The sequence below is a fragment of the Alkalicoccus daliensis genome (genome assembly GCF_900103955.1).
Classification (GTDB): domain Bacteria; phylum Bacillota; class Bacilli; order Bacillales; family Salisediminibacteriaceae; genus Alkalicoccus; species Alkalicoccus daliensis.
The window spans coordinates 249,708-272,836 of the sequence record NZ_FNIL01000003.1 but is presented as its reverse complement, the minus strand read 5'-3'; the positions used below and the strand labels follow the sequence as shown (position 1 = coordinate 272,836).

The following is a 23,129-nucleotide window of genomic DNA, read 5'->3' as shown; positions in this document are numbered from 1 at the left end:
TAAGAGAAACCATTCACTAAATCGGAGGGTTTGTTATTGTCACAAATCGGGAAGTTTCCTGCTAAGACACAAAATTCAAACTGGAAAGAAGGGTTTTTTATGGCGGATGGAAAAGCAGATAAAGCAAAAGGCGCAGGTGGAATGGCAAAAGGTGTGGCGAAGGAAAAGACAGGAGAAATAACGAAGAATGACAAGATGAAGCGGGAAGGTAAGTCAGATAAAGTGAAAGGAAAAGCGAGAGAAAAAACAGGGGATGTGAAAGAAAACCTTTAAAATGATTTTAACTATACTTAGCTTGTGCTTAAGGAGATGTCTCACAGCATTGTGGGATATCTCCTTATTTTATATAGAAAAACTATGCCAATTAAATCAGCTATTCATCAGCGTTCAATAGTATAATAAATTTTAACAGAGTCCAAAGGAGTTTGAAGCGCATGCAATTCAAAAACGTCATCGGAATCGGCTGGGACGCAGGCGGCTGGATGGGGAGCAACCATGGAGCCGCAGTATGCCGGTGGGAGCTCTCTGCAAATGAAATCACCTGGCTGGGCACCCCGACGGAACTGTCACTGCCGGAGAACAGTTTATTCTCTTTAGAGGAATTCATTCAGCAGGCAGCTCCTGGCCTGCATATAAATGAAATAGAAGAAGACACCTTAGTCGTTATCGGAGTCGATGCCCCGCTGGGATATCCTTCTGCCTTTCACCGCTTGCTTAAAGGAGAACGTCTTCCGATGGGGAAGCCGGAAAAAGAAATATATAATCCGCTTGCCTACAGATATACCGACCGGGAAATGTACGAAGTATTCGGCAAAAAGCCGTTGTCTGCTGTATATGACCGGATCGGAAATAACGCCACAGGAGCGATGATCCACACGAAACTCTGGCAGGAGGAGCACGGATTTAAAACATATCCGTTTGAGGGAGCAGAGCCGGAAGACAACAGAGTGATTATCGAAGTGTATCCTGCTTTAGTGAAAGAAAAGCGGTTTGAAGAGGTGCATGAGTATTTAAGAAAGTTCTTTCCGAAAGAGGTCACTCCGGGCACAGATGCGTACGATGCCTGTATCTGTGCTGTCTATGCAATTGCATTCGGCACGGATGGGAAACTTCTGCCGAAGCTGCAGGAACCGCCGGCTGATCAGAAGGAATTAGCAGCGGAAGAAGGCTGGATTTATTATTTTAAACAAAACGAATAGAGCGTAGTTTCCATGTGAGAAATTATAGACAGCTGTATACTAAATTTCCAGGAGGACGAAATTGAGAAGCCAAGTGAAGAAATTAGACGAACTGTACATGTTAGAGGAAGAAATATTAGAAAACAGAGACACTGCGACAGCCGATGGCACCTTCTCTAAGCTTCTTGGGATATATGAGCAGATGCACAGGCTCACCCGTGTCAAAGCAGGAAAATCTAGAGAGCCTGCCGATATAAGTGAGTATGAGTTCATTAAAAATAAAAAGCTGCTCCCAATACTTATCAAATATGGAACATACTTAAAGATGGGACATGTGAAAGATCCCTATCAGGCGAAAAATACCCTGGAACGAGTATTGAAACTTGATAACATGAATCCGATTGCTTTATACAGACTTGGGTTTCTTGCTTATGCGGAAAAGGAATACAGCACGGCAGCGAATTATTTTCAGCAGGCAATCGATGCACAGCGCAGTCCAAAGGTGGAAGACTGGCAGCTGAACGGCCAGCAGCTCTATCACGCGAATCTGTATCTTGTGAACAGCAGCCTGTTTATTGCAAAAGAAACGAGTGACAGGCTGGAACAGATGGAGCCATCCGGAGAAACACTGGAGCAGTATGAGAAGTCTCCCTTTTTCCATATTATTCAGGAAAACGAAGCGTATTTACACAGACATGGGTTTGTAAAACATACGAAGGAAGAGAAAACCTTCTGCTCCCGGGAAGACTGCGATGACACCTTTGATAATAATCCGGAGAATGTCATTATTATTTATTTCTCGGATGGAGAATGTTCGGTTGCATTTAATCAGAAAAAAAGAACACTGAATGCGAATTATGCAAGAATGCTGAAGGACTTCCTCATGAAAAGCTCCAAAGAGAATTCGCTTATTTTAGAGGAAGTGATCGATCATTTTTCAAGCTCAGATATTCAAAGCGATACCTATTCGCAGAGGATCAGGCGTTTAAGAGTAGCTTTGGATGATTATGGGCTGTCACATATATTGGAAAACGACAGATCCCGAAGAAATCCCGACGCTACCTCCCGAACTGCATATTATTATAATGAGGAGTATCCGTATATCATTATGGAACGGGTGGAGGATGAGCTGGACTGATATATTTCTTACGTTCTGCTGTTTGGTAACAGAAAGTTATTCCTGCAGGGGACAGAAAAGAATACTAATCGTAAAAGAAATTATTAAAACAAATATTTATTTAGAAGGCGCTGATCTGTTGAAAAGATTTAGCGTCTTTTCTTTTGGATTTTTGTTACTAAGTGAATCAATTCCATCTTTTATGAAATTTGGTTTTTCAAAAAAATATTCTATCTTTCACTGAAACAATGCTACAATTGTTTTATTTACAGATTCTGAATAAATGAATTTTGAAAGCGTTTTACTACATTCATCGGGGGGATGAAAGTGAAATTAGGAATGCTATTTGTATTCACAGGGATGTTGGCAGGATGCAGTAATTTCACTAGCGCAGAAGAGAACTACGAAATTTTATATACGCATAACACAGTAGAAAAAGAACAGGAGGTCAACAGCAGCGAGGATCAATATACGATTGCGCTCGTTTCCAAAGTGGATAATATCAGTTATTTTAATGCTGTGGAAGATGGGGCACGGGAAGCAGCGGAAGATTTGGATATTGAGTTGATATTTAGAGGACCTGCGACGGCAGACAGTGAGGGGCAGGTAGAAATTATTGAAGAACTAATTACGCAGGAGGTTGATCTGATCGCTGTTTCGGCAAATGATCCAGCGGAATTGTCTGCAGTTTTGTTGGAAGCGCAAGCGCAGGGTATTGAAGTGATCTCCTGGGACTCGGATGTATCTCCAGGTTCGAGATCTTTTTTCATAAACATGGTGGATTCCGAGACGCTGGGCCGGCATTTGATGGACACACTTGCGTGGAATGTGGATGAATCAGGAGATTTTGCTGTCATGATCGGTACGCTGGAAGCTCCTAATATTAATAAATGGCTGTACTGGATGGAATATCAGCAGAAAATCTTTTATCCGGATTTGAATTTAGTGGAAGTTGCAGTTACAGATGATGACCCGCAGAAAGCTTATAAATCAGCGCAGGAGTTAATTGAAAACCATGAGGATTTAATTGGCATCGTCGGTGCCTCTTCCGTAGGTCCTCCGGCAGCCGCACAGGCAGTTGCAGAAGCAGGAAAAAGTGGGGATATTTCTGTCGTGGGATTATCAACGCCAGATTTAATGAATTCCTACTTGAAAGAGGGAGCAGCACAGATGGTTACACTTTGGAGTCCAAAAAAATTAGGCTATCTGACGGTGAGCCTTTCTAAACAGCTGCTTGAAGGAAACAAGCCATATGACGGGCAGGAGATTGAACGGGTCGGCAGAATTAAATGGAATGGTGATACGGTAATTATGGGAGACCCCATAGATTTTACAGATGAGAATGTGGATTATTATGATTTTTAAAAAGTTAAAATTACGCCGGGTAAAAAACTACAGTCTCAGAAGGAAGCTTATTTTAACCTACGTTTTATTAACTTTGCTCCCGCTGATTTTTTTGGCAGGGATTGCTCATTCCCAGTATGCAAAATCAATAGAGCTGCAGGCAGCCGAGCATATTCCTTCTATTTTAAATCAGGCCAACCGGAATATCGATACGCAGATCGCTGATATCGAAAAGCTGCCGGATCTTATTACGAGCTCTCCCGATATTTCAGCTGTCTTAGCAGACAATCAATACCGGAATCAATCCTTGCTGCTAAGAGACGAATTTAAAGTGAACAGGTATTTATCAAACACATTTCTGCAGGGAATTAACCCTGATATATTAGCTGTATTTATCCATTCGAATGACCGGGTCTTCAGCAGTTCAAGAATAGGAGTAGATGGAGCAGAAAACTACGAAAGTTTTCTTCCGTACGGGGACGAGTATGACTTGAGAAATGAAGTAAAAAAACTGCCTTCTTTTCACACGCCTATCACGTTTGATGACGATATTCCTTTTATTCTGGTCATGAAAGAAATTATTGACGTCGATAATCGTAAAAACTTAGGAACGATGTCGTTAGCTGTAGATATTGCCTTTTTTGATGAAATCCTTGCAGATTTGGATGCAAGAGCAGATGTTTGGATGATGGATGATAACAATCAGATTATTTATCACTTAAATGATAAAGAGCAAATAGGAAATCGGTTCGACCAGATTACTGCACTGCCGATTGAAAACGGAACAATTAAAATGCCTGCTTCTGGAGGGGATTATCTTTTAAGCGTCAGTACATCTGAAAATACAGGCTGGAGTTTAGTACACCGCATTGAGTCCAGTTATCTCACGGACCGGACAGATGTAGTCAGTAATATCATTATGGGTGTATTAATTGCTTTAGCAGTAGTGACGATTGCCATTTCTTTTGTGTTGGCCTGGTCTGTAACTAAACCCATCCACCGGCTGCGGGTAACGATGAAAGCGGTGGAAGAGGGAGACCTGGACACTGATTTCAATACTCCTGTTCGGCAGGATGAAGTAGGAATGCTGACCACAAGTTTTCATTCTATGATAATAAAATTAAGAGAGCTGATAAGGATAAATTACATTACGACGATCAAACAGCAGGAAGCAGAATTATATGCGCTGCAGTCTCAGATAAATCCGCACTTTCTTTATAATACGCTGGAATCGCTGACGATGGCCGTGGAGGAGCAGGAGGAAGAAACTGCAGTCGAAGTCATCTCATTATTAGGAAAAATGCTGCGCTATTCTTTAAATAACAAAGATGACGTTGTTTCTATTGATAAAGAAGTGGAGCATGCCAGAGATTATTTAACGATCCAAAAATTCAGGTACGAAGATCAATTGGAGTTTCATATTTCAGAAAATATAGATGCTGAAAAACTCATCACTCCGAAATTTATTTTACAGCCAATTGTAGAAAACGCCGTAAAATATGCGCTTAAAAACAAAGCATGTGCTGCTGTCTCAGTTTCAATTTCTGAGGAAATAAACAAGAGTAATTCCCAGCAGGATATTTTATTTTCGATTCACGATAACGGTACAGGGCTCTCCAGCGAGGATTTAAACAGTCTTAAACAAACGTTAAATGATAATCCGATGATGAAGAAAGATGAAAAATTTGGGCTTGTAAATGTGCATGGCAGATTAGTAATGCTGTATGGAGAGGATTATGGAATTTCCATCTGGAGCGAACGCGGTTCAGGAACCACGGTAACATTAAGGATTCCTAAGATATATAAAGAATACAGGGGGGACTTAAGGCGTGGACAAAATCAGGGCGGTAATATGTGAAGATGAAGCAAGAATAAGAAGAGGGATTGAACGGCTGATATCAGGATTTCAAGGATGGGAAGTGATAGGCACCTTTTCTGACGGAGCACTGTTACTAGAAGCAATGGAAGATCAACCTCTTGAATTGGACGTATTAGTCACAGACGTAAAAATGCCGAATGTCGGCGGGGTGGAATTAATTAAAAAGCTGAATCAGACGCATTCTGTCTTTTCCGTCATCATCAGCGGCTATGAAGATTTTGAAATAGTACAGGAAGCACTGCGGGAAGGAGCTTCAGATTATATATTAAAGCCGATTAACCGAAAAAAGCTGGAAACACGGTTTCACATTATCAGGGAAAAAGTTTCTGCAAGCAGAAAAACGAACCAGCAAAGTGCACAGAATGCTCAGGAAACTAAAGACTTAACTTACACAAAGCAGGTGCAGCTGTTAAATGAAATGATGTTAAAAAGTGAAATGGAGACAGCTGACTTGGAGTGGACAGAATTATTTCCCGCCGGCAAATTTGTTTTACTCAATGCCAGTGTTGATAATTTATCATTCAATAAAAATATATTCACAGACAGCGATTGGAAAACATGGATATTTGCGATAGAAAATATTATCGGAGAAACTTCCCAGCAATTTTCAAATGAAAAACATAAAAATTGCTGGTGGTGGAGGGGAGAAAAATCCAGCTATTGGTTTCTCCTTTGGTTTCCAGAAGAAGAGAAAGATCAGTTTGACCTCACTGCCGGCTTTGCAGAGGTTCTGCAGAGAAATCTTCAGTCTTATACACCGCTGACTTTTTCTATCGCCTTTGAACATTATTTTAATGAGCTGGCTTTACTGCCAAGTATGCGTGAAAAAATCTTATCTCTTATGCAGCTTCGGATCATACGCGGCAGCAACCGTATTTATCATCCAGCCCTGTTAACTGAAATTCATAACGAATCAAAAAACGATACTTCCAAAAATATATATTTAGAAATTCAGAAAATAGTAGTATCGATAGAAAAATTAGAGCTGGAAACTGTAGAAAAGAAACTGAATATTTTATTTAATGAACTTAAAAAGCTGGCCTCGCCGGAAGCAGTGCAAAAATCAATCAGGTTCTACCTTTTTCGTGTGATTGTCTATCTGTTTAAAGATGATAACCGCGGGTATGAATTTCTTTATCCTATCTTCCTGAAGTTAAAAAATACTTCAGATTTTGAACAGCTGAAATCAGATATTATTTCCTGGACAAAGGATGTTATCAACGAAAAACAAAGCGTGGACTTTCATTTAAATCAAATTGATAAAGCGAAATACTGGATACAGCAGAATATTGCTGACAGTATTACGATTTCTAAAATAGCAGAAGAAGTCTATATGAACCCGACTTATTTTTGTGAGGTTTTTAAAAAACAGACAGGTGAAACAGTATTAGATTACGTGACAAGAGTAAGAATAGAAAAAGCGAAGGAGCTTCTTACCCAGACTAACCTGAAAATACAGGAGATTTCTGAACATGTCGGCTATAAGGATGCGAAGTATTTCAGTAAATTATTTCATCAGTATACTGGAGAACTGCCTTCAAAATACCGCAATATTTATCACATTAAGTAAAAGGCTGTCACTTTTGTGGCGGTCTTTTTTATGTTTCCGAAGAACCTCCCCCTTAACAGAAAGATGTCTTATTTAAATGTAAGCGCTTTATCTATAAGATGAAACCAATAGATAAATAATTTTTATATCAAAGGATTATTTACTTAAACAGTAAAATAATTTTTGATATAAAAATATTCTGTTTATAAATTAATATAATCTGGGAGGGAACAATTTTATGAAAAAGACAGCTTGTCTATTATCACTATCCGCTCTATTTATTTTTTCAGCCTGTGGTGACGAGAATGGCGGAGATGCCAATGCAGGGAATAACGCGAATGCAGGAAATAACAGTGGAGCTGAAAATGAAGCAGAAGCAAATAATGAAGCCGAGGCAAACAATGCAGCCGGAAATAATGAGGTGGTCGGAGATGAAGATGCCGACGTGAAAATTGGAATGACAGTGCTGGATCTGGGGAACCCGTTCTTCGTGGAACTGACGAATTCAGTGGAAGAACTGGCAGCGGAAGAAGGATATGCCGTTACAATTAACGACCCGCGGGATGATGTAAACTCGCAGATTGAAGCAATTCAAAACTTTGTTGCCCAGGGAATGGATGCAATTATTGTAACTGCAACAGACCAAAACGCGATCAATGACGCAGTGCAGGAAGCACAGGATGAAGGAATTGCGGTAATTGCCCACACGACAAGACTTGAAAATGCGGATGCCTGGGTCGGCGCTGATGAATATTCTATGGGTCTGGCACTGGGAGAACAGGCTGGCGAATGGATTCTTGAAAATCATGAAGGTGAAGGAGAAGTAGGAATTCTTAACTTTGACCAGATTGAGCAGGTAATTCAGCGTAAAGAAGGAATTATCGATGGTATTCATGAACACGCACCAGATGTAGAGGTAGTTGGAGATCAGCAGGCAGGCGATCCGAATTCGGGGTATGACGTAGCTGAAGGATTTATTCAGGCAAATCCTGATTTACTTGGAATTTTTGGTATTAATGATGGGGGTGCGCTTGGTGCATATAATGCAGCCTCAGCGGCAGGAAAAGAACCCGATAACTTTGCGGTAGGCGGAATTGATGCGGTGCCGGAAGCACTGGAAGCTATTCGGGAAGGCGGGATTTACAAATTTACCGTAGATCAGCAGCCGGGAGTTACGGCACAGACTTTAGTAGAAGTCACCAGCGCGATTTTAAATGGAGAAGACTTTGAAGAAGAAAATGAAATCGATGTGCAGCCTGTGAATGAAACAAATATTGGCGAGTTTGAATAAACCTGAAAGAAAGAGGGGGGAACCTCTCTTTTTCTTTTCACAAGGGGTGTGAATCACGATGGCGGAGCCTATTATAAGCATAAAAAATATCACAAAAGAATATCCTGGAACCATTGCTTTAAAAGATGTAAATGTTGATATTTATCCGGGAGAAGTTCATACGATTGCGGGAGAAAACGGTGCAGGAAAATCGACGTTAATGAAAGTGCTGGCCGGGGCGATTGAGCCGACGAAAGGGGAAGTATTTATTCACGGGGAGCAATTAAAGAACTTTTCCCCTAAAGTATCCTCTGAGAAAGGGATAGGTATCATTTATCAGGAATTTAATCTGGTACCCCATTTAACGGTGGAAGAAAATATCATGCTCGGCAATGAACAGCGTAAAGGCCTGTTTGTAAAAAGGAAAGAGAACTTAGAAATTGCAGAAAAAGTACTCGATAGAATTCAGGTGAGAGTTTCCCCTAAAACGTTAGTAAAAGACTTGGGAGTTGCGGATCAGCAGCTTGTGGAAATAGCGAAAGCAATCTCAAAAGATGTACAGGTGCTCATCATGGATGAACCAACAGCAGCGCTTACTTCAGACGAAGTGCGTTCTCTTTTTCAACTGATGAATGAACTGCGTGACAAAAATGTCGCCATTATTTATATTTCTCATAAATTTGACGAAATGTTCGAGATTTCAGATAAGGTAACAGTGCTTCGGGACGGTGTGTACATTGGGACGGAAAATATTGAGGACCTGGATGAAAATAAGTTAGTGAAGATGATGGTAGGACGGGAACTGCAGAGATCTCAGCGGGAATCTGCAGTACAGGAAACCACTATCATGGAAGTCAGAGACCTATCCTCCTCTGCTGGAATTGCAGATATTTCTTTCGATCTGCATAAAGGTGAGATTCTCGGAATAGCCGGGCTGCTTGGATCAGGCAGAACTGAACTGGCGAAAACTATTTTCGGCGTCCACAGCATAGAAAAAGGAACGATCAAAATAAAGGACGTTACCCATTCTAATATAAAGTCACCGGAGCATGCTTATTCACTGGGAATCGGTTTAATACCGGAAGATCGAAAACATGAAGGGCTGGTGCTGGATCATTCCTGTGAAGACAATATCAACCTGCCTTCGGTAAAACAGTACAGCAAAGGGTTATTTATTAACCGAGGGAAAGAGAAAGAAATAGTTTCAAAATACGGAGTAGAACTGAAAATTAAATATCATTCCGGTCAGCTGGGCGGAGAATTAAGCGGCGGAAATCAGCAGAAACTGGTAGTGGCAAAAACACTCGCCACAGATGCAGATATTCTAATCTTTGATGAACCGACCCGTGGAGTGGATATTGGAGCCAAACAGGAAATTTACAACTTGATGAACGGATTACTTAAGAAAGGGAAATCCATTATAATGATTTCCTCGGAAATGGAAGAGGTTATTAATATGTCAGACAGGATTATGGTAATGATGGAAGGGAAATCTGCAGGAATTCTTCAAAAAGAAGAAGCGACACAGGAGAGAATTTTTGAACTTGCTACAGGCATAGCAAATAGAGAGGAGGCACATTCATGAGTGTCAGCAGTCAAACCGTAGAAAAAACACAGGAGAAAAAAGGATTTCAGGTTAAATTTAATCAGGAAGTTATTTTACTGTTGGTGCTGGTAGGCATCGTCGCATTCTTTGCCATTATGTCAGATGCATTTCTTACAACAAACAATATGGTGAATATTATTCGGCAGATAGCAATGCTCGGTATTATTGCAGCCGGGATGACTATGGTGCTTCTTATTGGAGGAATCGATCTTTCCGTAGCTTCGAACGTCGCTTTTACAAGTGTACTCATGGGATTGTTGATGTCGACAGGCGTAGATCCTGTGCTTGCGATTATTATCGGTATCCTCGGGGGGGTGGCAGTCGGTGCGTTAAACGGCTTAATAATAACGAAAGTAGGGATACCCGCTTTAATTACGACGCTCGGTATGCTGACCATTATCAGAGGGGTCTCTTTTGTCACCACGGGAGGGTATCCGGTATTTGGATTCCCTGATGGAGTGAGATGGTTCGGTACAGGGTATGTGCTAGGGATTCCCGTACCAGCGATCATTATGATGGTAGTATTTGGAGCAGTATATGTTCTTTTGTATAAAACTTATTTAGGCAGACACATTTATGCATTAGGCGGGAATCAGGAAGCTGCCAGACTCTCCGGTATCAACACGAAAAAAATACAGATGATGGTGTATATGATTTCCGGTTTTTGTTCCTCTATTGCAGGACTTATTCTGCTGGGGAGATTAAATTCCGGGCAGCCGAACGCACTCCAGGGATTTGAACTGGAAGTCGTCACCGCGGTAGTGCTGGGCGGAGTCAGTATTTTTGGAGGACAGGGAAGGCTGATCGGCGTATTTTTAGGCGTAGTCATTCTTGGAGTATTATCCAATGGTCTCGTTATCCTGAACGTAGGAGAATTTTTCCAAATGGTGATTTCAGGAACAGTACTATTAGTGGCAGTCGGAATTGACAGAGTTTATAACCGTAAGAAAAAATAATTTAAAGCTGATTCCAGTGAATATTAGTCTGTGCAGGCTGCCAAAATATTTGCAGGAAAATGATATTACGCTGTTTAAATTACGCACCGGTTCGGAGGTAAAATATGTTTAGCAGAAAGTATGATTTATGGACCAAAGAAGAATACACCTACCCAGTGACAGGTCAATTCATACCGAACATTGTCTCTTATATTCATGAGGAAAATGAAGAGAGCAGGCCGGCAGTAATCGTTGTTCCCGGCGGGGGATACAGGGTAGTATCTCCCACAGAAGGGGAACTGGTGGCAAAAGACTTTTATCATAAAGGTTTTAATACGTTTGTACTGACCTATACTACAAATCTGTTATTTGAAAGTCCATTAAAGATGCAGCCTTTAATGGACTTGTCTAATGCTGTTATGTTTTTGCGTAAGCACGCTGAAGAATTAAGGGTAATTCCAGATAAAATATCCATATGCGGCTTTTCTGCAGGTGGACATCTGAGTGGAAGTCTTGCGGTTCATTTTGACAATGAGGATGTAAAGTTGAAAGAAAAATATGGCGGGATAGATAACCGGCCCAATGCAGTTATCCTTTCATACCCTGTAATTACTTCCGGTGATTATGCACATCAAGATTCATTTAAAGCATTGTTAGGTGCAAACCCTTCCCAGGAAGAATTATCGTTTATGTCGTTGGAAAAACAAGGGAAAGATAATACACCGCCAATCTTTATCTGGCATACAGCTGCAGATGAACTTGTGCCTGTAGAGAACAGTTATTTGTTTGCGGAAGCCTGCAGAAGTAAAGGAGTAAAGCTTGAACATCACGTGTTTGGAAATGGAAAACACGGCCTGTCACTTGCTAATGAAGCATGGATTAAAGGGGAATGGGCATACAAGGAGCATGGGCAGTATACGATTACGCAGATGCTTGAAACATTGGAACACCACGTAGAAAAAAGGATTGAATTACCCTCGCCTTATTCGCACTTTAATCACCTCCCTGAAGGAAGAAAAGAAGTTAAACAAACAATTCTAGCGGATATGAAAGCTTCGATGCCTGCCACAGAACCAGATGAAGGGATCGCGGTTTGGCCCGAACTTGCTCATCATTGGCTGAAAAAAAATTTAAATTTATAAACCAATTTTAAAAATTAGCCAGACTCCCCAACGGTTTTCTCAAGCCTTCTCTCCCGATGACAGTGCTGTCATCGTCTCCCTGAGATAATAAAGGTACAAACCGAAGGGAGATGTTGTTTATGAAAAATTGGTCAACGTTATTTGTACGTCACGGGTTTACAGTAGAGGAAATTAGTCATCAGTCATTTAACTGCGCGCAGGAAGGTAAAGGAAACATGTCTTTTTTACTGGAGACACTCGATATATTGGAAGTCAGCTATCAATATGATAATGATATTCTTATCATTCACAGTAAGCCGGCAGCGGAGAAAGATTTTATTCATGCAGTGGATTTCAGAGGGCGGGGCGTAACCGGTCAAGTAGCATTCTGGAAAAAAACACATCAGGTGAAATTAAAGTCACTTGATACGTATATCTGCGGAGTTATCCGTCAGCTTTACCGGCTTGGTCTTTGTACGGACTTAAGCTGCGATGGAAATGGCAGACGCTCAGCAATTGTGAGCTTTCGAAAGAAAGAAAATGAAGCATTAGCAGAAAAAATCTTTCTTGCTGCAGGGATTAGGGAGGTTCAACACCACAGGTTATATCTTCAACTTCGTATTAACGATCGAAAGGAATTACTAGAAGCAGCCGAGCGAATGAGTGCTATCCAAAAAGATTGGCTCACACAGGATGCAGAATACATGAAGAAAATGCTGTTTTTAACAGAGCTGGAAACACTGCTGCAAATTAATGGAGAAAGCGGTAACGAAGCAGAAATTCGTTCTTACGTTGCAGCGAAGCTGGCTCCCTTTGTGGACCATCAGACAGTAGATGCGAAAGGAAATATTCTGGCACAGAAAACATTTGGGAGTGGCAGGGGCCCGACAATACTTCTGAACGCGCATCTTGATACCGTGTATTCCATTGTACCGGGAAGGGAAATTGTGAAAGAAGGAAACATCTGGTTCAGCAGTGAAGGAATTCTCGGTGCCGATGACCGTGCCGGGGTGGCGGTTGTGCTGGAAACAGCACGGAGACTGCAAAAAAGCCGCTTTAACGGGAAAGTAAAATTCATCTTCACGGTGGAAGAAGAAATCGGACTGCAGGGTTCTAAGAAAGTAGATGAATTTTATCTCAAGGATGTGGATGCAGCAATCGTGGTAGACCGTAGAGGTACCGGCGACATCGTTACCTCTCATGGTGGACACTTTCAATTCTGTGATGAATTATATGGAGATTTTCTCCGCAAAACAGCAATGAAGCATGGACTGGAAGGATGGCAGACGGTTGCTGGCGGAAGCAGTGACACAAAGATCTGGGCGGAGCAGGGCATCCAGAGCGTGAACCTTTCTGCCGGTTACTGGAACGAGCATACAGAGGAAGAGAAGCTGGATACAGAAGCATGTTACGGAACGGTGAAGCTGATTGAGAGAGTATTTAAAGAAGGGCAAGAACTGCAAAGGGCTTTGGTGCAGATCAGACGGGGAAGAAGACACTTGCATAATAATAGAAAACAGACAAGCTGATATTAATATGAAAAACCTGGATTTGACTGTTCAAATCCAGGTTTTCCATATATTTTTCAAGCTGATTTTACAAATCCAATCCAGTTAATAAATATATGCTGTGCTAATGAAAGAATTATCCACACCGAATTTGTTGCTGCGTTCTTTTCTTCACAAAATATTAAAGCTCAGCTGAAGCTTCGCGAACGTATGAAGAAAGCAGTTCGGAATCAAGCGTATCTTCTCTGCGAACCTTTAAGGTTTTTCTTTCCGGAGGGCCATTAAACATGTCTTCCGGGAGCGTTAATGCGCCAGTGTGGAATATGGTAAAATTGACTGCTGTTTTAGAAGGGGAGATAACGGCAGCATATTTTCCGTTTTTTAAAAAATGCGGTTTATTATACTGCATTCTTTCCTGCACCCCTGGTATTGCCTGGTGCACAATTTCACGGAGGTCAGCGGCGGTTATTTTCTGCCAGGGTTCTTTTAAATTATCAATGAAATAAGTGATTTCCTGGTTCATATTTTTCAGCTCCTTCTTATTATGCTGTGGAAGATTCTCCTGCATATATAAGCAATCTTATTAAAAGCTGTGTTCAAATTTCTCGGTTCCGTGCAAAAATCCCGGAAAACTCATAGTGAAGCATTCGATGGTTTATCGGACTTTTTCTAAGGAGCGGGATCTTTGCTGCACTCCTTTGCCCGATTTTGTAACAAGGTTTTTTCACGTTCGTTCTGGGTTAATAAAGCAGCACGTTCAAATTCAAGACGGGCTTCTTTATTTCTCCCCAGTTTTACCAGAAGATCGCCCCTGACACTCGGCAGGAGGTGATAATTTTTTAGAGATGGATGCGTGGATAACTCGTCTAACATCTGCATGCCGACAGCGGGCCCAAATGCCATAGAAATTGCTACTGCTCTATTAAGTTCCACAATGGGTGAAGGGAGGAGGGTGAAAAGGGCCTCGTACAGGGCGGCGATCCTTGTCCAGTCTGTTTCTTGTACGGAAGGTGCGAGAGCATGGCAGGCAGAGATCGAAGCCTGCAGTGCATACGGACCAGGCGTTCCACCCAGTTTCCTGCTTCGCTCAAGCGCTGCTGTGCCTCGTCGAATCAATAATTGATCCCATTGGCTTCTTTTTTGATCCGTGAGAAGAATCGGTTCTCCGTTTTTATTTACTCGCGTGTGAACCCTTGAAAATTGAAATTCCATTAAGGAAACAAGACCATGCACTTCAGGTTCCTCAGGTGCAATTTCTGCTAATACACGTCCCAGCCTGAGAGCTTCTCTGCAAAGGAGAGGGCGAGTCCATTGACTGCCTGAAGTTGCTGTATAACCTTCATTAAACATCAGGTAAATCACTTCAAGTACGCTGGATAATCGAGGCTTGAGTTCTTCTCCAGCAGGAATTTCAAAGGGGACTTTCTTTTCTTTTAACGTTTTTTTCGCACGGACAATTCTTTGTGCAATGGTAGCTTCTGCAGTAAGAAAGGACCGTGCAATTTCTTTTGTAGTAAGCCCGCATAAGAGACGCAGTGTCATAGCAGCGCTTGCATCCTGTGATAAAGCTGGATGGCAGGTCATAAAAATCAGGCGGAGGAGATCGTCACCAATCTCCTCTGAAAAACTTTCCTCCGTAAATAAAGCTGTATTTTCAGCAAGTGCTGCATACTTTTGATCCTGTACTTTATTTCTTCGTAACAGGTCTATTGCACGATGTTTCGCTGTGGTCATCAGCCAGGCGCCGGGGTTTTCAGGCATACCCGTCTGCTCCCATTTCTCAAGGGCGGTGACCAATGCATCCTGTGCGATATCTTCCGCAAGACTTACATCCTTTACTATGTGCGTAAGCCTTGCTATAAGCTTGGGCGACTCCATCTTCCAAATCGCTTCAATCGTCCGGTGTATCTGAGGCAGGCTCATCGGTCTTTTAATTCTTCTCGAAGCGCAGCTTCTTTTTCCAGTAAGTCAGGATGATCTGTCAGGTCTTCCGGTTCAAATACCTGCCTAAGTTCAATTTGCCCTTGTCCCGCTCCATGCGGATCTGGCATCCGCATTGCCCATTCCACAGCTTCTTCTCTGGAGGAAACTTCGATCAGCGTATAGCCTGCAATCAATTCTTTCGTCTCCGTAAATGGCCCGTCCACAACTGTCGGCTTGCCATTCGGTTCCGGATAGGAAATCCTGATGCTGTTCTTCGTAGGCTGAAGCCCGTCCCCAGCCAGCAGAACACCTGCTTTCACCAGCTCCTCATTATATTTCTGCATCGCTTCAATAAGTTCCGGACTAGGCAGCTTTCCAGCTTCAGAATCTGTGGTGGCTTTGACAATCATCATAAATCTCATAACATTTTGCCTCCTTTTTGTAATAAAGATTTTTAGCAGTATTGAAAAAGGGCTGATTGACACTCACTTTGCAGAAACAGCTTTATTCGGTATCAACTGGATGATTTTTTATATGAATGATTTGTCAAAAAGAAGGCAGTAAGTTCTGGAGATATCTTTTTAATATTAAGTTTCTTCGTATGACCGAGTCCCTTTTTAGTTAAAAGCACAGCATTTGGAAGTACCTCTGCTAATACCTGGGCACTGTGGCGTAATGAAGCTGGACTTTCTGTTCCTTCAATGACAAGTGTTGGCACCTGCACGCTGTGCTGCCAGGAAGCTGGCAAGTTCTTCCCGTTCATATACCCGTCAAGAATCGCCGCATCGTATGGAAGGGTGTGAGCCACGGCCATTAACTTAGGCCACACTCCCGGGATTACCCGCATCATACCAACTACAAAAGAAGGAGCCCCCATGCCCCAGGTCATAAAGTACCTAATAGCTCCGCTCCTGTCATTCCTGGAAATTAAGCGGGTAACGTGCGCTGTAAAGTCTGCTGGAGGCTTACGATCCTTGTCCTTTACTACAAAAGGAGGTTCGTGCAGTGCCAGCTTAGAAATTTTTGTTCCTTTCTCTATGGCCCTTAAAGCAAGAGCAGCCCCGGAAGATAACCCCCATACATAAGCAGTTCCGCCAGCTTCTTCAATCAGTGCCTGGAGATCTTCTATTTCCCGGCCAACATGATAAGGCGGCGTATCACCACTATTTCCCCGGCCACGTCGATCATAGTTGTATACCGTAAAATACTCCGCCAGGAGGTTTGCTAATTCGGCTTGCTGAGGGAATTTGCGGTAACTGAATGCGTCTCCAATCAAAATAAGCGCAGGTCCCTGACCAGTTTTGTCAAAAGCAATTTTCGTAGCATCCTTTGATATTACCGTCTCCATACTTTTCCTCCTCTTATTAATAAAATTTTTAATAATAAGGCTGTAAGGTAGACAAAATTTATATGCCTCTATTAGTACGACGAAAATCATTTTAAAAGATCGACATAATTCAAAAAATAATTGAATAAATTTCTGGCATCTTATCACTAACGAGCAGCACCGTCGGTAATTCTTACCATCTATATACACCACAGACATAAGAAATTCCTCTATTAATTTTAAAAACTTATTAAATTAATAGCAGTTATACTTTAAGGTGTGGAATTTTAAAATTAGCAGTAAATGAAAATCTGGTATTAAAATATATCTCTTCAAATGTTGTTGCAGCAGGTGTTCTTTGTTGAGTGAGTAAGTATATTAAAGAATACGATAAAATCAGGTTAAAAAATTTCGAGATCATTATATAAAAAAGACAGTGTTTTTGATAGGATAACTTAATCGCAATACTTTTTACGTCTTAAATCACCCCAATCCACAACCACAAATAACCCCCACATCGGTGAGGGTTATGTATATAAAATGAGTTTTATGCCTGTCTTAATGTAAGAAAAGAAAACCCGCTTTCAGGTAACAAATTCTCTGCATTAGGAAGGAGATTCCACGAATTGTTTGGCTTCTTTATTGGAGCGGACGTTTCCTTTATAAATAAAATAAATAGCAAGCGCCATAAAAACCATCGCAAACAAGCGGCTCGTATCCAGTGGAATCACCAGGCTGTTAAACCAGCCAAAATGATCGATGATCATGCCAATGGCAAGCTGCCCGGTAATGACAGTAATATTCGTAGCGATCACCCCGATTTTCGGTACAGCAATCACGATAAAAAGTACGAACAGCACCCCGAGAAATACAGCACTCAGCTGCCAATTAGGCACTTCCACAATAGCTGAAAGATTTCCCTGTCCCCAGAAAAGAATAAGAATGGCAAGAAACATGGTTCCGGTTAAAAAGGTTAACAGTGTTGTTTCAATCGTGCCGGCTTTTCGGCTGAATGTACCATTAATAGCGGATTGTGTGCTTAATGTCAGGCCGCCTATTAACGTAAAAAGAATCATTAATATCCCCATTTTGACCTCCTAATATACTAAGATAAGTGCTATTATCATTGAAATTACAGCAAATACCTTTTCTTTATTAATTTTGGCGCCGATGCTTCCCAGCCACCCGTAATGTTCAATAATCATACTCATAATTAATTGGCCGATAATGACCGATACCATACTGAGTCCCACGCCAACAAATGGCACACTGACTACGATAGAGGTTAAATAAACAACTCCCAGCATCCCGCCAAGGAGCGTCCATTTAGGTGCTTCTAACGTATAGGAAAGCCTTCCTTTCCCAAAAAAGATCCACAATAAAGTGAGAATAATGGAACCAACAAAGAAGTTATAAAAACTTGTTTCAAGTTTTCCTATGGTATTTCCTAATTCTGCATAGATCGCTCCTTCAAAACTAAGTGCGGCCCCAGCGAGTACAGCTAATAAATAAGCGAGATAACGCATAAAATATTCCCTCCATTTTCTTATATATAAATATCTAGAAAATTCGATATATATCTTCAAACAAAAAGGAAATCATCAGAAATCAGATTTCCTCTCTTAAATAATCAGCAAACTGACGAATCGTTTCTTCATTTCTGCGGTAGTAGGTCCACTGACCGTATCTGACAGATTCAAGAAGGCCAGCTCGCTGCATCAAATGTAAATAGTGAGAGACCGTAGATTGAGAAGCTCCGGCTTTTTCCTGAATATCTCCTACGCATACTCCTCCTTGACGGTTGACCTCCTTCGGCAGATGCGCACCCTGTTTGGGAAAATGCTTCTCCGGTTCTTTCAGCCATTGCAGAATGTTGAGGCGGGTTTCATTTGACAGTGCTTTAAATATATCGATAGGTTCCATGCACACATTATATATCGTATTTTTTCGATATGTCAATGTTAAGAGTCATAGATATACTTTTTAAACAATTTAAAGATATTCTTAAAGTAAGATCAGTAGAAAAAACACGGAATTAAATATTGAAAATCATTAAATTAATATTTTTAGAGTGAAATATAAATACAGGGAAGAGATAAGCTGGATAATGTATCCTTTTATCTCTTCCCTGCTATTATTTGTATGAAGAAAAAGCATTTAGTTCACTCAACAGCTGCTCATTCATTCTTTTTATTAATTCTGCTCATTTTTTCTCTGTCCTGCAGGATAGAAGGAAATAGAAGAGAGGGCAGCCGCATGATTTTTTCCTGGAAACCTAGCATTTAAATAACTCTTACTCCAGATTCGCATGCTTTCCGTACATTTTATTTGTATCCAACCCTTTTTTCTCCATAAATCTTAAGATTACTGCATCATAAAACAGCAGCAGGGTCTGCTCATACAGGGAGCCCATAGGCTGGATCGTGTGATAATCACTATTTGTCCGGTCTTTGGATGCTCCGGGCAGCTTTACAGTAAAATCAGCAAGCTTACCGATCGTGGAGTCCGGTACCAAGGTAACCGCGGCAATAGTGCCGCCAATCTCCCTGGCTTTTTCCGCAATGGTAACCAGTCCCTTTGTTTCTCCGGAGCCGGACCCAATAATTAACAAATCATGTTTTTCAAATGTCGGGGTTACCGTTTCTCCGAGTACATAGGCATCGATCCCTATATGCATCATTCTCATCACAAAGGATTTTGCCATAAATCCTGACCTGCCGGCACCAGCTACAAAAACTTTTTTTGACGCAAGAATGTGGCCTGCCAGCTTTTCCGCTTCTTCCTCTGAGATGAGATCTGCGGAATGATGCAGCTCTTTGATGATTTCTTGTAAAAATTCAGTAGTTTTCATGGAATTACCCTTGCTGGATCATTTCCTGCATTTTCGCTGCAGTTCCTTTTTTATCTTCCTGATTCGCGATACCGCCGCCGACGATTACCAGATCAGGCTGCGCCTTGACCACTTCCTGCAGCGTATCCAGCTTAATGCCGCCGGCAACCGCAGTTTTTGCATTTTTCACTACGCGTTTGATTGTCTGCAGATCTTCGAAAGAGTTTTTGCCGACAGCTTGCAGATCATAGCCCGTGTGAACACAGATGTAGTCTACACCGAGTGCATCCAGTTCTTTTGCACGTGTTTCAATATCTTTCACCGCGATCAGGTCCACAAGAATTTCTTTCCCCTGCTTCTTCGCTTCTTCCACGGCACCTTTGATGGACTCATCTTCCGCCACACCAAGAATTGTCACGATGTCCGCATTTGCTTCGGAAGCTTTCTGCACTTCATATGCAGCAGCATCCATTGTTTTTAAATCTGCCAGTACTTCCAGGCCGGGGAAAGCTTCTTTTATTTCTTTTACCGCCCGAAGCCCTTCAATTTTAATAATCGGCGTGCCGATTTCTACGATATCAATGTATTCTTCCACTTCTTTTACTACTTCTTTTGCTTCTGGAATATTCACAAGGTCTAACGCTAATTGTAATTTCATTGGTTGAATTCCTCCTGTTGTTTTCTTGGATAAAATATTAACTTGCCTTCAGTACGACTTTTATCAGCGAAGGCTCGTCCTTATCTATATTAGAGGCAGTACTTAATATATGTAAGTAGGTACTTTTTTCTGATATAGTATCTTCAAACAGACTAATGCAGGGAGAGAAGGACGGAATGATCACTACACAAAAAAGAATATATCCTGAAAAAGAATTAACCTTGTCTATGCTGGAGGGAAAGTGGAAACTCACGTTGTTATGTCACCTTGGTTTACAGGGGACAAAGCGGTTTGGCGAACTGAAGCAGTTAACCCCTGACATCAGGCAGCAGATGTTAACGAGCCAGCTCAGAGAACTGGAAGAAGCCGGACTCGTGCATAGAAAAGTATACCGGGTGGCACCTCCGAAAGTAGAGTATTCCCTGACCGAGCAGGGGAAAAGCTTACTTCCTCTGCTGGATATGTTGTATGAGTGGGGAAAAGGCCATGTAGCACATATGGAAAATAAAGATATCGGCATGTATTCTGAGAAGAGACTTGCACTTTCTGCTATAGAGGGGAAATGGAAGCTGATTATTTTATGCCATCTGGGCTTAAAGGGAACCAAGCGGTTTGGTGAGCTGAGAAAACTGATTCCTGATATAACTAAGAAAATGCTGACGACGCAGCTGCGGGAATTTGAAAACAATGGCCTCGTGCACCGGGAAGTATATCCGGTTATTCCTCCGAAAGTAGAGTATTCCCTGACCGATCAGGGGAAAAGTTTATTTCCTATTCTGGAAGCTTTGGAGGATTGGGGCCGGAAATATATGGAGCAGCGCTGAGGAATACGATAAGGGGAGCAATCTTTTAGAAAGCAGTCTTTGGATGATAAATTCGGGGGATGTTTTTCAATGAAATACACAGCCTGTAAATCACTGAAAAGCGGAAAGGGAAAAAGACCGTTTGATGGTTTACTCTTGCGTATACAAAGGTATGAGCTTTAGTAGCTTGTTTTAACTGCAGGGGGTGCGCAATGAGAATTCCAGGAGTAGTACTCGTTATGGTCGCAGCTGTGTGCTGGGGCTTAAGCGGAGGCATTGGAGACATATTAATGGGAAGAGGCTGGGACCCGATTGTGATCTCCTTTTACAGGGGAGCAGTTGGTTTTCTCTGTTTCCTTGTATGGTTTTTGATGCATGCGAAACAAAATTCGATCCGGTCCAAAAGCTTTTACATATGGTCCATTCTGGCAGGCGCAGGAGTTGCGGGGAATTTCACTTTCTATTTTATTGGAATTGAAGCAGCAAGCGTGGCGATTGCTGCGACGTTAATGTACACCGCACCTGTCTTCGTTCTCTTCATCTCCTTTCTATTTCGGCTGGAACGTTCCAGCTGGTTTAAGTGGGGCTGTATTGCCGGCGTGCTGATAGGAATCGTTTTACTTACAGGTGCTTATAATACAGAAGAAATTTCTGTAAGTCTGCTTGGGACAGCGGCAGGACTTGCGGCCGGTCTCTGTTATGCATTATTTATCTTCGGCTTTAAAAATGCCTCCGCTGCAGGAAAGCCGCAGGCATCTTTAACGACCGCCTTTTTTGTATTCTGTATCATCCTGTTTCTGTTTATGGACGCAGGGGAGGCTGCCGCGGTGTGGACGTCTCCAGATATCGGCTGGTTCCTGCTGCTGGGACTTGTCGGAGCAGGAATTTCCTTCATCTTTTACGTCATCGGTATCCGGAGAACGGCACCGACTACTGCTTCCATGGTAGCAATGGTCGAGCCGGTGACTGCTTCCTTATTCGGCGTAGTGCTGCTCGGGGACCACTTAACGATGATTCAATTAATGGGTATGGGAATTCTTTTATTTACTGTGACACTGCTGAGTGTGAAGCAGTCGGGATAGACAGTACAATGGAGAGCATCTATATTAAAGAAACTGGCTGCCTTTTTCGAATAGGCTAGATTTAAAAAGCCTCGTTGTTTTGCTAATAGTGTGAGAAAAAGAAAGAGTGTGCCTGCGGGTGCATTCTTTTTCTATTCAACTAAAAGTCTCCGCTGTGAAAAAAATTTGCTTAAAAGTAAAATACAGTTAAAATAAATACTGTGATTTCCAAAATTTGTTTAAAAATTACTTGTAAAAGAACAGGAGGAACTATATGAAATTAAATACACACGCAGCAGGTGAAGGAGAGCCGCTGCTTCTGCTTCACTCCGGCGGTATGACCGGGGATACAGAATATGAAGAACAAAGTGAATATTTTTCTTCCAGGGGTTATAAAGTTATCAGGCCTGACTTAAGAGGGCATGGTAAGTCCGCTGGAGAAATTGATCATTACTTCAGTCGAACCGTGGAGGATTTAAAAGATACGCTGAATGCGCTGGGAATTGAAAAATGTCATGTGGCAGGTGGTTCGATCGGAGGTGTGGCAGCTCTATTATTTGCGAAAGCTTATTCTTCCCGAGTGAAGTCTGTCGTTTTTTCAGGAATATTTTCCTCAAAACCGGATAATTGGGAGAATCTGCTGCAGGAAGAGAACGAAAGTTATGAACAGCTGTTCCAAAACGAAGAAGCTGTAACTTATCTGAACAAAATTCATGGAAGCAACGACTGGAAAACACTGCTTCGCTCCTTTAATGACGAAGATTTTTATCCGTTTGATCAGCTTAAAGAAGCTGCGTTAATTGATTTACCTGCTTTATGCCTGACAGGGGAAGAGCAGGAGCTTGAAGTTTCATCAGCAGTTGCTTTTAAACAATTAAATCCTCATATCCGCATCTCAGTAATACCATTTGCAGGACATTTAGTACATAGAGATCAGCCGGATTTATATTCACGGATGCTCGAGTATTTTTTGGTTCACTCGAGAAATAAGACCTGATAACACTAATAAAACTGCCTCAC

General features: G+C 41.8%; 23 protein-coding genes and 1 pseudogene. 15 read left to right on the top strand and 9 right to left on the bottom strand.

Annotation, left to right across the window (positions count from 1 at the left end; all coding sequences use genetic code 11):
• Positions 1–99: 99 nt before the first annotated feature.
• The 11 genes from BLP92_RS07825 (at position 100) to BLP92_RS07770 (ending at position 13,528) form a co-directional block, all read left to right on the top strand.
• Complete coding sequence (locus BLP92_RS07825) at positions 100–273, top strand: CsbD family protein (RefSeq protein ID WP_090842405.1); 174 nt, start codon at positions 100–102, stop codon at positions 271–273.
• A gap of 161 nt (positions 274–434) precedes the next feature.
• Entirely contained in the window at positions 435–1,199 is a 765-nt protein-coding gene (locus BLP92_RS07820) for a DUF429 domain-containing protein (RefSeq protein ID WP_090842267.1), read from the top strand.
• 61 nt (positions 1,200–1,260) lie between these two features.
• Complete coding sequence (locus BLP92_RS07815; protein ID WP_090842265.1) at positions 1,261–2,316, top strand: tetratricopeptide repeat protein; 1,056 nt, start codon at positions 1,261–1,263, stop codon at positions 2,314–2,316.
• A 300-nt stretch (positions 2,317–2,616) separates the two neighbouring features.
• A complete protein-coding gene (locus tag BLP92_RS07805; protein WP_425284440.1) occupies positions 2,617–3,660 on the top strand; it encodes an autoinducer 2 ABC transporter substrate-binding protein in 1,044 nt (347 codons plus the stop codon).
• Positions 3,650–5,497: a sensor histidine kinase gene (locus BLP92_RS07800; RefSeq protein ID WP_175444216.1), complete on the top strand. Its 1,848-nt coding sequence runs from the start codon at positions 3,650–3,652 to the stop codon at positions 5,495–5,497. The genes BLP92_RS07805 and BLP92_RS07800 overlap by 11 nt, the downstream gene beginning before the upstream one ends.
• The gene (locus BLP92_RS07795) at positions 5,469–7,088 is read left to right on the top strand and encodes a response regulator transcription factor (protein ID WP_090842259.1); all 1,620 of its coding nucleotides are present in this window, start codon (positions 5,469–5,471) and stop codon (positions 7,086–7,088) included. The genes BLP92_RS07800 and BLP92_RS07795 overlap by 29 nt, the downstream gene beginning before the upstream one ends.
• Before the next feature lie 217 nt (positions 7,089–7,305).
• A complete protein-coding gene (locus BLP92_RS07790; protein ID WP_090842258.1) occupies positions 7,306–8,358 on the top strand; it encodes a sugar ABC transporter substrate-binding protein in 1,053 nt (350 codons plus the stop codon).
• Between the two features lie 58 nt (positions 8,359–8,416).
• A complete protein-coding gene (locus BLP92_RS07785) occupies positions 8,417–9,922 on the top strand; it encodes a sugar ABC transporter ATP-binding protein (protein ID WP_090842256.1) in 1,506 nt (501 codons plus the stop codon).
• A complete protein-coding gene (locus BLP92_RS07780; protein WP_090842254.1) occupies positions 9,919–10,899 on the top strand; it encodes an ABC transporter permease in 981 nt (326 codons plus the stop codon). Before BLP92_RS07785 ends, BLP92_RS07780 begins: the two co-directional genes overlap by 4 nt.
• A gap of 104 nt (positions 10,900–11,003) precedes the next feature.
• Positions 11,004–12,020, top strand: coding sequence for an alpha/beta hydrolase (locus BLP92_RS07775; RefSeq protein WP_090842252.1), 1,017 nt, complete (start codon positions 11,004–11,006; stop codon positions 12,018–12,020).
• A gap of 119 nt (positions 12,021–12,139) precedes the next feature.
• Entirely contained in the window at positions 12,140–13,528 is a 1,389-nt protein-coding gene (locus tag BLP92_RS07770; protein WP_090842250.1) for a M20/M25/M40 family metallo-hydrolase, read from the top strand.
• Between the two features lie 160 nt (positions 13,529–13,688).
• On the opposite strand, the gene BLP92_RS07765 is transcribed toward BLP92_RS07770, so the two are convergent.
• The 9 genes from BLP92_RS07765 to hxlA form a co-directional block, all read right to left on the bottom strand.
• Positions 13,689–14,030, bottom strand: a complete 342-nt coding sequence (locus BLP92_RS07765) for a DUF1801 domain-containing protein (RefSeq protein ID WP_090842402.1) — start codon at positions 14,028–14,030, stop codon at positions 13,689–13,691.
• A gap of 146 nt (positions 14,031–14,176) precedes the next feature.
• Positions 14,177–15,430 (bottom strand): RNA polymerase sigma factor, encoded by a 1,254-nt coding sequence (locus tag BLP92_RS07760; protein WP_090842248.1) that lies wholly within the window; start codon positions 15,428–15,430, stop codon positions 14,177–14,179.
• Entirely contained in the window at positions 15,427–15,852 is a 426-nt protein-coding gene (locus BLP92_RS07755; protein WP_090842246.1) for a YciI family protein, read from the bottom strand. The genes BLP92_RS07760 and BLP92_RS07755 overlap by 4 nt, the downstream gene beginning before the upstream one ends.
• A 92-nt stretch (positions 15,853–15,944) precedes the next feature.
• Positions 15,945–16,778: an alpha/beta fold hydrolase gene (locus BLP92_RS07750; protein ID WP_090842244.1), complete on the bottom strand. Its 834-nt coding sequence runs from the start codon at positions 16,776–16,778 to the stop codon at positions 15,945–15,947.
• Between the two features lie 584 nt (positions 16,779–17,362).
• Positions 17,363–17,845 carry a DMT family transporter gene (locus tag BLP92_RS07745; protein ID WP_090842242.1) on the bottom strand — a complete coding sequence of 161 codons (483 nt, stop codon included), beginning with the start codon at positions 17,843–17,845 and terminating at the stop codon, positions 17,363–17,365.
• A 9-nt stretch (positions 17,846–17,854) separates the two neighbouring features.
• On the bottom strand, positions 17,855–18,283 hold the full coding sequence (locus BLP92_RS07740; RefSeq protein WP_090842240.1) for a DMT family transporter: 429 nt from the start codon (positions 18,281–18,283) through the stop codon (positions 17,855–17,857).
• 82 nt (positions 18,284–18,365) lie between these two features.
• Entirely contained in the window at positions 18,366–18,680 is a 315-nt protein-coding gene (locus tag BLP92_RS07735; RefSeq protein ID WP_090842238.1) for an ArsR/SmtB family transcription factor, read from the bottom strand.
• A gap of 370 nt (positions 18,681–19,050) precedes the next feature.
• Complete coding sequence (gene hxlB, locus BLP92_RS07730; RefSeq protein ID WP_090842236.1) at positions 19,051–19,608, bottom strand: 6-phospho-3-hexuloisomerase; 558 nt, start codon at positions 19,606–19,608, stop codon at positions 19,051–19,053.
• A gap of 4 nt (positions 19,609–19,612) precedes the next feature.
• Positions 19,613–20,245 (bottom strand): 3-hexulose-6-phosphate synthase, encoded by a 633-nt coding sequence (gene hxlA, locus BLP92_RS07725; protein ID WP_090842235.1) that lies wholly within the window; start codon positions 20,243–20,245, stop codon positions 19,613–19,615.
• Between the two features lie 155 nt (positions 20,246–20,400).
• Between hxlA and BLP92_RS18190 the strand changes: the two are divergent.
• The 4 genes and pseudogenes from BLP92_RS18190 to BLP92_RS07710 form a co-directional block, all read left to right on the top strand.
• A pseudogene (locus BLP92_RS18190) lies at positions 20,401–20,727 on the top strand (winged helix-turn-helix transcriptional regulator); the annotation flags it as partial.
• Positions 20,728–20,742: 15 nt separating this feature from the next.
• The gene (locus BLP92_RS18185; protein ID WP_244516726.1) at positions 20,743–21,069 is read left to right on the top strand and encodes a winged helix-turn-helix transcriptional regulator; all 327 of its coding nucleotides are present in this window, start codon (positions 20,743–20,745) and stop codon (positions 21,067–21,069) included.
• Between the two features lie 191 nt (positions 21,070–21,260).
• A complete protein-coding gene (locus BLP92_RS07715) occupies positions 21,261–22,130 on the top strand; it encodes a DMT family transporter (protein WP_090842230.1) in 870 nt (289 codons plus the stop codon).
• A gap of 253 nt (positions 22,131–22,383) precedes the next feature.
• Positions 22,384–23,106, top strand: coding sequence for an alpha/beta fold hydrolase (locus BLP92_RS07710; RefSeq protein WP_090842228.1), 723 nt, complete (start codon positions 22,384–22,386; stop codon positions 23,104–23,106).
• Positions 23,107–23,129: the final 23 nt, after the last annotated feature.